Source organism: Demequina aurantiaca (assembly GCF_000975135.1).
In the GTDB taxonomy this organism is placed as follows: Bacteria; Actinomycetota; Actinomycetes; order Actinomycetales; family Demequinaceae; genus Demequina; species Demequina aurantiaca.
In genome coordinates this window covers 326,001-336,690 of record NZ_BBRF01000001.1, presented here as the reverse complement: position 1 = coordinate 336,690, position 10,690 = coordinate 326,001, and the positions used below count along the sequence as shown (strand labels likewise).

At 56.9% G+C, this 10,690-nt stretch carries 9 protein-coding genes; 5 read left to right on the top strand and 4 right to left on the bottom strand.

Going from position 1 to position 10,690, the window contains the following annotated elements; genetic code table 11:
• Positions 1–76 precede the first annotated feature (76 nt).
• Positions 77–2,377, top strand: a complete 2,301-nt coding sequence (locus AOP73_RS01425) for a hypothetical protein (protein ID WP_061962872.1) — start codon at positions 77–79, stop codon at positions 2,375–2,377.
• On the opposite strand, the gene rfbA is transcribed toward AOP73_RS01425, so the two are convergent.
• On the bottom strand, positions 2,374–3,249 hold the full coding sequence (gene rfbA / locus AOP73_RS01420; protein ID WP_061962871.1) for a glucose-1-phosphate thymidylyltransferase RfbA: 876 nt from the start codon (positions 3,247–3,249) through the stop codon (positions 2,374–2,376). The two genes, AOP73_RS01425 and rfbA, sit on opposite strands and share 4 nt — an antisense overlap.
• A gap of 70 nt (positions 3,250–3,319) precedes the next feature.
• On the opposite strand from rfbA, the gene rfbB reads away from it, so the two are divergent.
• Positions 3,320–4,318 (top strand): dTDP-glucose 4,6-dehydratase, encoded by a 999-nt coding sequence (rfbB, locus tag AOP73_RS01415; protein WP_061962870.1) that lies wholly within the window; start codon positions 3,320–3,322, stop codon positions 4,316–4,318.
• On the opposite strand, the gene AOP73_RS01410 is transcribed toward rfbB, so the two are convergent.
• Positions 4,305–5,132, bottom strand: a complete 828-nt coding sequence (locus AOP73_RS01410; RefSeq protein WP_152650501.1) for a GNAT family N-acetyltransferase — start codon at positions 5,130–5,132, stop codon at positions 4,305–4,307. The two genes, rfbB and AOP73_RS01410, sit on opposite strands and share 14 nt — an antisense overlap.
• Positions 5,129–6,268: a dTDP-4-amino-4,6-dideoxygalactose transaminase gene (gene rffA / locus AOP73_RS01405; RefSeq protein ID WP_061962868.1), complete on the bottom strand. Its 1,140-nt coding sequence runs from the start codon at positions 6,266–6,268 to the stop codon at positions 5,129–5,131. Before rffA ends, AOP73_RS01410 begins: the two co-directional genes overlap by 4 nt.
• Positions 6,269–6,309: 41 nt before the next feature.
• Here rffA and AOP73_RS01400 point away from each other — a divergent pair, with 41 nt between their 5' ends.
• Positions 6,310–6,723: a GtrA family protein gene (locus tag AOP73_RS01400; protein ID WP_061962867.1), complete on the top strand. Its 414-nt coding sequence runs from the start codon at positions 6,310–6,312 to the stop codon at positions 6,721–6,723.
• Between the two features lie 10 nt (positions 6,724–6,733).
• Positions 6,734–7,762 (top strand): glycosyltransferase, encoded by a 1,029-nt coding sequence (locus AOP73_RS01395; protein ID WP_061962866.1) that lies wholly within the window; start codon positions 6,734–6,736, stop codon positions 7,760–7,762.
• A 78-nt stretch (positions 7,763–7,840) separates the two neighbouring features.
• Here the strand turns inward: AOP73_RS01395 and AOP73_RS01390 are convergent, their stop codons facing one another.
• Positions 7,841–8,905 (bottom strand): ATP-grasp fold amidoligase family protein, encoded by a 1,065-nt coding sequence (locus tag AOP73_RS01390; protein ID WP_061962865.1) that lies wholly within the window; start codon positions 8,903–8,905, stop codon positions 7,841–7,843.
• Positions 8,906–9,137: 232 nt separating this feature from the next.
• Between AOP73_RS01390 and pseI the strand changes: the two genes are divergently transcribed.
• Positions 9,138–10,181 carry a pseudaminic acid synthase gene (pseI, locus tag AOP73_RS01385; protein ID WP_061962864.1) on the top strand — a complete coding sequence of 348 codons (1,044 nt, stop codon included), beginning with the start codon at positions 9,138–9,140 and terminating at the stop codon, positions 10,179–10,181.
• Positions 10,182–10,690: the final 509 nt, after the last annotated feature.

The following is a 10,690-nucleotide window of genomic DNA, read 5'->3' as shown; positions in this document are numbered from 1 at the left end:
ACGGTTTGTACACGGCCCGTCCGTTCGGGATGGGGGCCGGAATTGGAGCTGCCGACCCTGTGATAACTTTGCCAACATGCCACACTCGACGGCCCCCGGGGTGCGCGGCCAGCAGCAGTCGTCCGCTCCCGCATCGACCTGGTATGCAAAGAGTTCATTCTTGCGAGGGCACGATTGGGCGCATCTTGCGATCGCGTTAGCGGCGCTGCTCTTTACTGTCTTATTCCTTGCTACTCTTGAGACTCCCGTGCTACCACTCTTGTGGTACTTCACGGTGTTTATCTTCACCACTACGGTGCCCGGAGCGTTGCTCTGGCGAGCGATAACGTGCGGCCGGAGTGACAAACTCACCGATCTCGCCATGGGCACGGGCTTCGGTATATTACTTCAACTTGTGCTGTGGTTTGTATTCGTATCCCTTGGCATCGGCGGCTGGCTCATCCTCGGACCATTACTCGTCTACGTGCCGTTCTTCGCGGTACCGAATCTGCGTAAATATTGGAAATCATCGCCAAGTGCGAAGTCACTGCCAGTATGGGTGACTGCCGCAGTCGCGGTCTTGTACAGCGTCATGTTAATTCGCTTCTCGGTTACTTTTACTGCTGCGTTGCCCCCATCTCCAAATAGCTGGAATTACGATCAGTACTGGCACCTTGGTAACGCCGCCGGCCTTCTCACCCGCAACCACCTTATCGACATGCGGGTAGTGGACGACTCGCTGAGCTATCACTGGCTATACGCAGCGCATTCGGCAAGTCAAGCCCTCACCACCGGCATCGAATTGCCCTTGTTGTACACACGCATGTGGGTCGTGCCCCTAATGGCAATAATTGTGGCTCTCGCGGTGGCGGTTGGCAAGTCCGTCACACGAACTTGGTGGCCCGGCGTGTTGTTCGCCGCCATGGTCATTCTCACCCCGAACCCGAACCCGACAGGTGTTTCGATTCCCTTTGGCGGTGCCTTCAACGTGGGGAGTCCTTCCCAGAGCTTCGCGTTGGTGATCATGCTAATGATCCTCTTCATCTTGACGAGGCTTTGGCGTTCGGGTCGCTTGACGCGAGGTGAATGGGCCTTGTTTGTCATCACGCTGTTGGCAGCTCCTGGCTCGAAATCGACGATTCTTCCATTACTAATATGCGGATTCGCTCTAGGTCTGGTTGTTAGCCTGCTAAGGCGACGAAGTTGGAAGCTCATGGGCATACCACTCGGTGCGAGCCTTGTTGTATTTCTCGTGCTCATGCCGTTCTTAGGGGATGACGGTACGGGGTCACGTCTCAAGTTTCTATCGATGCTTAGATTTGCTGATTTCTACACCGAGGCACTCGGTCTCGACTATAGGCAAGTGACTTTCGGCGGAGGCATACTTCCGATGTCGATGCTCACCAAAGTCGGACTTTTGGCCGTCGCAGTTGTCCTGCTTGCGTACTTCCTCACTTTTGCGTGGTTGTTCGTGGGCGTGCGCCCGTTGCGGCGTGCGGTCGGACACGAAGGCGGATGGATGTTGCTCGGCATGGGTATCGCTGGAATGTCCGCGACGATGATCATCGACGTGAGTGGCAGGTCCCAGGCATATTTCTTGGGAATGGGGGTAATCGGTTGGTACCTACTTGCAGCCTGGGGTCTCCACTTGCTCGCCGAGAGAGTTCGGCGTCGAGACGCTGTTGCGTTGGCAGGAGCAATCGCGGGCATCCTGGTGCTCTCGGTCATTCGTGCCTCAGTTCCCGCGGTGATAAGCGCAGATCACCCCTTGCGAGCGGTGGTGATCGTGGGCGCAATTTCAGTGTTCGCGATTCTCGCAGCACTGCTCGTCTGGGTGCTTGCGAAGACTGATACAAGTAGGCGAGAAATGCTGCTCGCTTTGTCTGTAGCACTTGTCGCGGGCGCGCTGTTTTTCCCCTTGGCCTCACTCAAAGCTTCCGTACCCGCGGAACCAACACCCTTCGAGGTCTCGACAGAGGAGCTCGTCGCGGCTGACTGGTTGCGCCAACATTCAAATCCTGACGATGTCATCGCAACCAACGCACATTGTTGGCCGGAGCAAGAGAGCGACCCATGCCCGAGCCGTTCGTTTTGGGTGAGTGGTTTCACGCAACGCCCGGTCTTCATCGAGGGATGGGCTTACACGAATGCTGCTCACGCGGCTCGTGGCGTCAATGATCTAAACAACAGCCTGCAGCCGTTCCACGACACTGATCGTTTGGAACTCAACGATGCGGCCTTCATTGACCCAAGCGCGGCGACAATGGGCGCGCTAAAGGCGCAAAATGTAACCTGGCTTTTCGCGGCGAAAACTCGCAGTGAAGTTGCCGGTGATATCGGCGACTATGCGACGGAGGTATTCTCCAACGATGACGTAGCCGTCTATCGCCTGGACTAGCGCAAAGTATGTTCCGTGAGCAGACCAAGCAGGTAGCGGCCGTACCCTGATTTCGACAGTTCTAGACCGCGTGTGCGCAGTTCCTCGTCATCCAAGAAGCCTGCCCGCCAGGCGGCCTCTTCCGGGCACCCTACTTGCAGGCCCTGACGCGCTTGAACGGTGCGTACGAAGTTCGTCGCCTCATTGAGTGAGTCGAACGTACCAGTGTCGAGCCAGGCAGTTCCGCGGGGCAAGACCTCGACCCTTAAAGCATCGCGGCGCAGGTACTCTCGGTTCACATCGGTAATCTCGTACTCGCCGCGCGACGACGGTTGAACGTTGCGCGCGATATCAACGACTTGTTCGTCGTAGAAGTAGATGCCGGGAACTGCGTAGTGGCTCTTTGGGTGTTCGGGCTTCTCCTCGAGGGAGGAAACTCGCCCATCACTGTCGAACTCGACGACGCCGTACGCCGCTGGATCCGCAACCCGATAGCCGAAGACCATTGCACCCTCGATGTCTGCGAGTTGCTTCAGCTGTGTGCCGAGTCCCTGTCCGTAGAAAATGTTGTCGCCAAGTATTAGACATACTTTGTGACCACTTGCGAAGTCCGCACCAATGGTGAATGCCTGGGCGAGGCCAGCAGGCTCAGGCTGCACCGCATACTCGATGGAGATCCCAAACTGAGATCCATCTCCCAACAACCGCTGAAATTGGGAAGCCTCGTGCGGAGTCGTGATCACAAGGACCTCACGAATACCCGCGAAGATCAGAGTCGAAAGCGGGTAATAGATCATCGGCTTGTCGTAAACCGGCAGCAACTGCTTGCTAGTCGCCTTGGTGATCGGATGAAGTCGGGTTCCGGAACCTCCGGCGAGGATTATGCCGCGCATGGCTCCAGTATCCCATCTCCAGCTGAGAGCTGAGCCGAGGACGAGGCGGTAGTGACATAGAATCATTGCCATGTCACGCATTCTTGTTACTGGTGGTGCAGGATTTATAGGCGCCAATTTCGTACGCCGTCTTCTCGAAACTACCGAGCATGACGTGACGGTGCTCGACGCGATGACCTACGCGGCCAACCTTGCGTCACTCGCGGATCTAGATGAGCGACGGTTCCGCCTTGTCAAGGGAGATATCTGCGACACCGCTGAGGTGGATCGGCTGGTGAGCACTCATGACACAGTTGTGAATTTCGCCGCCGAATCACACAACGACAATTCTCTTGCACAGCCGCGTCCTTTTGTGCAAACAAACCTGGTCGGTACATTCGAGCTTCTAGAAGCGGTACGCAAGTACGATGTGCGATTTCACCATATTTCGACAGACGAGGTCTACGGCGATCTCGAGCTCGATGATGACGCTAGATTCACCGAAACTACTCCTTACAACCCGTCGAGCCCATACTCGGCTTCTAAGGCGGGCTCTGATCTACTTGTGCGCGCATGGGTCCGCTCGTTCGGCATTCGCGCAACCATTAGCAACTGCTCAAACAACTACGGCCCCTACCAGCATGTCGAGAAGTTCATTCCACGCCAAATAACTAACTTGATCGATGGGGTTCGCCCAAAGCTCTATGGTTCTGGCGTGAATGTGCGGGACTGGATCCATGTTGACGATCACAACGACGCTGTGTTGCGGATCATCGACCGAGGAGAGATCGGCCGGACCTATCTAGTCGGTGCGGACGGTGAGACAAGCAACAAGAGGGTCGTGGAGCTCACGCTACAGCTCATGGGCCACGCGGCCGACGATTACGAATACGTCGCCGACCGCCCGGGCCATGATCTGCGATACGCCATCGACGCGTCAGTCCTGCGTGATGAGCTCGGCTGGATACCGCGCTACGTTGATTTTGAAAGCGGACTACGCACGACGATTGATTGGTACCGCAATAACGAGAACTGGTGGCGTCCCATCAAGGCCGCCACAGAAGCGAAATACGCGCTTAGCGGTCAATAGCCAACGATCCGCGTTGGCTTTGGGTCCAGAACGGCTTCGACATAGCGTGGACGGTGGACACGGTTGCGAATGGCTTGAAACCCGCCCTTGCCCAGGCGCGCTGCACGCGCACATTGTGCACTTGAGTAGAAATGATGACACGCGCGCACCCTAGCTTCTCCGCTTGGTCACCGATCGCGGCCAGCAACACCCGATACAGTCCTTTACCCTGTTGCGCAGTGACGATACCCGCCAGTTCGACCTCGAGATCTCTACCGTCGGAACATATAGTAGCGATGCCGATGGGCAGATCTGCCTTGTACATCAGCAGTACGTTGTCGGGTGAGTCTGATAGCGATCGTTTCGCCCATTCGATGTACCCGCGTAGCGCGAGTTCGTCGTCCAGACAGGGGTTCACTGCGTAGTGGTTGCCGTAGTTCTTGAAGGAATCGGAGATGATCGTCTCAAGGAGCGCAGATATCGCCGGAGTTGCGAGATTTGCGACCCGGACAGCGACGTGGGGTTCGCCAATTGGCTCAGTTAGTTGCAGTTCGCCCACAGGTATTTCCCAATAGGCGAGTGTGTCGGCCGGGAGTATTATCCGAGATGATCGCGCCGCGGCGGCGGCGAGCTCGATCCGTTCGCCCGGCCAACGGCAAATAATCAAGTCCTGATTGCTAGTTTCGAGTGCACTAGCCAAAGCCTCCGTGGCAGCATTTCCACGTTCGCTGTGTTGTCCAACCACTAAACGAGAGACAGTGGCTTCGAATCGCGCGCTCTCGAATGGGCTCTCCGCCAGTGAAGTGTCCGTGCCGTTCAGGCCAGCCCAACTCATGAGAGCGGAGCGTAGGACGTTACCGCTGAAAGCACCCTGTCAAGGTCGCCGTCGGTTAGCCCCCCATGTAAAGGCAAGCGAACAAGGCGAGCTGCCGCGTCAGCAGTCACACCGCACGGCTCAGGTGTATAACCCAACTCAAGCCCTGCTGGGGCGGAATCGAGGGGCTGGTAATGGAAGACGGCCACGATGTCCTGTTTCGCAAGATGCGTGATAAGACCCGCTTGGTCTTTCGGGGACGGCATCATCAGATAGAACATGTGCGCAGGATGACTGACGCCTGGGCGCACGCTCATGGTTCCCACACCGTGCTGGATCGCCCAGTCCTGAAGGTCTGAACTGTATCGATTCCAAACTCGATGCCGGAGGCTTTGAATCTCCTCGAAACGCTCAAGCTGTGCCATCAACACTGCTGCCAAAAGGTCGGAGGGAAGATACGACGACCCTTGGTCAACCCAGGTGTACTTGTCGATAGCGCCCCGCAGGAAATGTGCCCGGTTGGTGCCCTTCTCCCGTATCACTTCCGCGCGCTCCAGAAGCGAACTGTCGTTGATAAGTAGTGCTCCGCCTTCTCCGCATGCAATATTTTTGGTCGCGTGCCAGCTCTGTGTAGCGAGCGCGCCAAAGGTGCCGAGGTGTTTCCCGTCGAGTGAAGCACCGAGTGCGTGTGCGTTGTCTTCCACCACTTCTAGACCATGCCTCCGCGCAATGGACAAGAGCGCTGGCATGTCCGCTGCTATTCCGCCATAGTGCACCACAAATATCGCGCGAGTATTTGCGGTGATGGCTGCTTCAACGAGTGCCGGGTCCACGTTGAGAGTGACAGGATCTATGTCCACAAACACAGGCACGGCGCCCCGGATCGCAACCGCAGTCGCCGTCGAGGTGAAGGTGAACGATGGGACGATCACTTCATCCCCTGGCCCAAGCCGTAACAGCATTGCCGCAAGCTCAAGTGCGTGAGTGCAAGAAGTAGTTAACAACGCATGGGGGGCCCCTGTGTAGGTCTCGAGCCAAGATGTGGCTCGTGCAGTAAAACCACCGTCACCCTGCCATACGCCCGACGCCAGCGCCTCGCGGAAATACTCTGACTCAAGACCGGTTTGGTAAGGCTTGGTGAATGCAATTCGCGACATGCATTTAGTATCCCAGACTTCAAACCGACTATTGTAGGGCGGTGCGCAAGAAACTGAAGCAGGTCTGGGGGCGTCACCAGGTTCGATATCTGGTAGTTGCAGGTAGCACCTCGCTCGGCTACCTGACGCTCGTTTGGCTCGGCCTGCACCTTGGACTGCACTACATGCTCGCGATCCTCCTGGCCCAGGCCATCACCATTGGCATCGCATTCCCGCTCTACCGCTCACTGGTTTTTCAGTCGACGGGAGCAGTGATCCCGGACTTCGTACGTTTTCTGTCAGTCTGGGCATCGGGTGCCGTTGCTGGAGTGCTGGCAACGCCGTTCCTCGTCGAGGTGTTCTCCTGGGATCCCCTCATTGCGCAGATCCTCTCTATCCTCGTGATCGCGGTTGTGAGCTTCCTGAGCCACCAATTCTTTACTTTCCGCCGCAACCGCCTCTCATCGAACCACTAAGGTCACCCAAATGCAGATTTCAGTTGTTATTCCTTGCTACCGCTCGGAGAACTCACTGCGTGAGCTCGTGCGCCGGCTCCTTGAGCGACTGCCCGAGATCGCCGAAAACTATGAAATCATCCTGGTAGTAGACAACTCGCCTGACGCCACCTACGCCGTTGCGCACGATCTTGAAACGGAGCAGCCAGGTCTCGTCCGTGCGGTGCTACTGCGACGCAACTATGGGCAACACAACGCACTATTCGCTGGGCTGATGCGCTCCCGATACGGAGTCACTGTCACACTCGACGATGATTTGCAACATCGTCCTGAAGAGATTCACAAGCTCGTGGCTCCTCTCGACAACCCCCTTGTCGACCTTGTCTACGGTGTGCCCGAGAACGAGGAGCACGGGTTCTTCCGCTCGATGGCATCGCGCACAGTCAAGGCTGGGCTTGCCGCCGCGCAAGTGCCCAGTGCGAAGGACGTGAGTGCCTTTCGTGCGTTCCGTACCGACCTACGCGAAGGCTTTGCACACGTGGCCGATCAACTCGGCAACCTCGACGTTCTGTTGAGTTGGACCACAAGTTCTATCCGCAAGGTGGAAGTCGAGATGGATGAACGGCCCGAGGGGAGATCTGGCTACACGCTGCGTTCACTCGTGCGCCACGCCATGAACATGGTTACTGGGTACGGCACGATGCCGCTGAAGCTCGTTGCATGGTTAGGTGCGGTGGTCTCCCTGGTCGGATTCATCATGCTTTTCACAATTATGATTCGATACTTTTTCGGAGCGATCGAAGTCGCGGGGTTCACTACGCTCGCCTCAATGATTGCCCTGTTCAGTGGCGCGATGATGCTGTCACTCGGCATCCTCGGAGAGTATCTCGGGCGATTGCACTTTAGGTCGATGCAGAGACCAACGTTCCTCGTGCGCGCCGACGGAGGTGAGAACGGGCCCATAGCTGGTCTTCCTGGTTTCACACTTCCCGTCACGGGCTCTGGGCCCACTCCGGATGCGCTGGCTCAAGCACTTCGTGAGCAGCACCACAAGCCCTAGCAACCATAAACTCACGGCGCTCGGCCATTTTCGCGCGCGATCCCCGCCGATACGAATTGTGTCAGTGCCGCCAAACACTCACTTGTGTGGGTTGAACACGGAGAATGCAGGGAACGTTTTTCCTGCAAGCAAGTCTGAGATGAGCCTGCGCTCGGCATCAAGGTACATCGTGCCCATCATGCGGTCGTACTCAGGGCTCCAGGTGTGTGAATCGCCGGGTGCGGACGAGAATTCGCAGAGAACTAACCCGTCGTCGGTGTAGAGAAAGTCAATTCTCATGAACGGCACCGGGATGGATGCCGAGAAGTTGCGAACCATCTCCAGCTGTTGCTCCGATATTCCACCGTTATTTGTAAATGTGCGAGAGGTGTCTCGGAACCTAGGTTCTTGATCTCTCCCGCAGGCAGCGCTGGTGAAGTCCTCGTTGAAGTACGCATACTCTCGCTCGGGAAAGCGGGACGCCTCAAGAATTAACCCAATCTGTCCGTAAAAGATATAAAACTTGAAGTCTCGTGCAGGCTTGCCCGCGAAGGTTTCCATCTTTTGGACTTGCCATTCGACGCCATCTAGATTCTCGCCACCGAGTTGCTTTATCGCGCGAACTTCCAGTTCAGTCCAGTCCTCAAGTTCATCGGAGTCGGCAATTGAGACCAGCTGTCCTCCGTCAAGAACGTAAAAGGCGCCTTTGGAGTCTGAGCTGCCGATAGGTTTGACGACCACCATCCTGGCGTCGCGAGGAATGTCGGCAAAAGTTCCGCGAAAAACGGCTTTCGTTGTCTTCACTCCGACCAGTTCGGCGAACTTCTCGTCATTGTATTTGCTGATACCGAGGTTCTTTTCAGGAACTGGGCCGAGTTGCTTCATCCTCCGCCGCTTGACGATGGACGACCAAAGCGAGTCCACCTGAAGAACGGGCTTCCGTTGGTGGCGGGCTATCTCGATGAGGTCGGGGTGTGTGAGTTCATCGACGAAAAGCTCACGCACCGCTGCGCTAAAGAGCGCAACACGTGTCGTGTCCTCGGGAGGCAATAGGCGGGCCTCTTCTACGAGTTCACGGTAATTGTCAAGGGCCTCAGTTCGTAGGCTCCTAGCAACAGCGAGGCGCTCCTCCAGACTTTTCGGCTCCGGCTCCGGATTCGTCATTCTCGCCCCTCACAGCCTGACTAGAAGTTTACCGCTGTGTGCCAATGTAGTGAACTGGCAACGTCGCTTGCGACGTGTGTTGCCGGGCGCGGTCGCGCTTGGGTGAGAACTTACCGATTCCCAGGGGCGAGTCCACTCGAACGACGCGGTGGTCGGGAGGTGAGCGTCGAGTCCGGTGTGCTGGCCTCGGACGCTATTATTGTAGATATTTGCTGAAGTCAGGAGACTCAAAATGAAGATCGGTTCACGCTCGATTGGAAACGGCGAAATGCCGTACATCATCGCTGAAATGTCGGGCAACCACGATGGGTCGTTAGAAACAGCTCTCGCGATCGTGGATGCAGCGGCAGAGGCTGGAGCCGATGCAGTCAAGTTACAGACCTTCACTGCGGAGTCGATGACACTTGACATCGATCACCCCGATTTCATCATCAACAACCCTGAGTCGCTGTGGTTTGGTCGGAGGCTCTTCGAACTGTACGAAGAGGCGCACACCCCTTGGGAGTGGCACGCGCCCATCTTCAAACGGGCGCAAGAACGAGGTTTGCAGTGCTTCAGCTCTCCCTTCAGCGCGGAGGCAGTCGACTTTCTTGTCGAGTTGGGCGCGCCATGCCTCAAGATTGCTTCCCTCGAGAACACGGATCTTCCTCTCATTAAGTACGCGGCTCAGTCTGGCTTGCCGATGATTATCTCGACGGGTCTCGCGACCGAAGAAGAGATTGATGATGCGGTTCGTACAGCTCGAGAGGGCGGCTGCACCGAATTGGCCATTCTCAAGTGCACTGCTGCGTACCCCGCCGACCCTGATCAATCCAACGTCTTGACCATCCCTGACATGCGCGAACGATTCCAGGTAGAGGTCGGGCTCTCGGACCACACGATGGGGATAGGAGTCCCCCTTGCCGCGATCTCACACGGTGCAGTAATCGTCGAGAAGCACGTAACAATCTCGCGTGAGGCTGGTGGCGTAGATGCAGCCTTCTCGCTTGAACCCCACGAGTTGGCTTCGCTAGTGTCGGAGGCCAAGCGTGCTCACCGATCTTTAGGCACCGTAAGCTACGGCCCCCAGCCTGGAGAACAGGGAGCATTGACTCGCCGTCGCTCACTCTATTTTGTCCAGGACGTGCCCGCGGGCACAGAAATTACCATGGACCACGTGCGGACGATTCGGCCGGCGACTGGTTTGGCTCCGAAACATATTGATGCGGTGTTGGGCAGTCGCACCAAGGTTGATGTGGTGACAGGAACACCAGTTTCGTGGGAGTTGATCGGCTAGATTGCGTGCACAACGAGTTCTGGTAGGCGTGTAGTTCATGGGGGTAAGGAGTGCCGTCCTCGGGGACGCGAGGCGACGCAGTTTGTCCCGGCGGATTGTTTTCGCAATGCAACCCGGTGCGCGGAAATGGTATGAGCAACTAGATGAGGCCTTTCAAGGTGGGCGTTGGCAAGACGTCGTTGACCTAGTCGAGGCCACGATTCTTCGTCGCCGCCTCTACCTCACCCCCATTGCCTACACCAAACTCGCGCAGAGTTACACGCATCTTGGCCTACTAAGCCAGGCTCGCGCTTCGCTTGAGCGAGGTGCCCGAACATTTCCACGGAATGTGCCTTTGTCTCGAGCTCAGGGAGAACTCGAGATGGTGGTGGGAGATTGGCCGCGAGCGGTGCGAGCTTGGTCCGCATTTGACAAGAAGGACGACCCCGGGCAGTCACGCATAGATTCCTTTCCGAAGCGCGGAAGCGACTTCACGTGGTTCGATCAAAGCTGGACGGAACTGGCAAACC

Excerpts from the sequence above, each read along its gene's own strand:
- AOP73_RS01425 (WP_061962872.1), top strand. The coding sequence starts at position 77 with ATGCCACACTCGACGGCCCCCGGGGTGCGCGGCCAGCAGCAGTCGTCC.
- rfbA (WP_061962871.1), bottom strand. The coding sequence starts at position 3,249 with ATGCGCGGCATAATCCTCGCCGGAGGTTCCGGAACCCGACTTCATCCG.
- rfbB (WP_061962870.1), top strand. The coding sequence starts at position 3,320 with ATGTCACGCATTCTTGTTACTGGTGGTGCAGGATTTATAGGCGCCAAT.
- AOP73_RS01410 (WP_152650501.1), bottom strand. The coding sequence starts at position 5,132 with ATGAGTTGGGCTGGCCTGAACGGCACGGACACTTCACTGGCGGAGAGC.
- rffA (WP_061962868.1), bottom strand. The coding sequence starts at position 6,268 with ATGTCGCGAATTGCATTCACCAAGCCTTACCAAACCGGTCTTGAGTCA.
- AOP73_RS01395 (WP_061962866.1), top strand. The coding sequence starts at position 6,734 with ATGCAGATTTCAGTTGTTATTCCTTGCTACCGCTCGGAGAACTCACTG.
- AOP73_RS01390 (WP_061962865.1), bottom strand. The coding sequence starts at position 8,905 with ATGACGAATCCGGAGCCGGAGCCGAAAAGTCTGGAGGAGCGCCTCGCT.
- pseI (WP_061962864.1), top strand. The coding sequence starts at position 9,138 with ATGAAGATCGGTTCACGCTCGATTGGAAACGGCGAAATGCCGTACATC.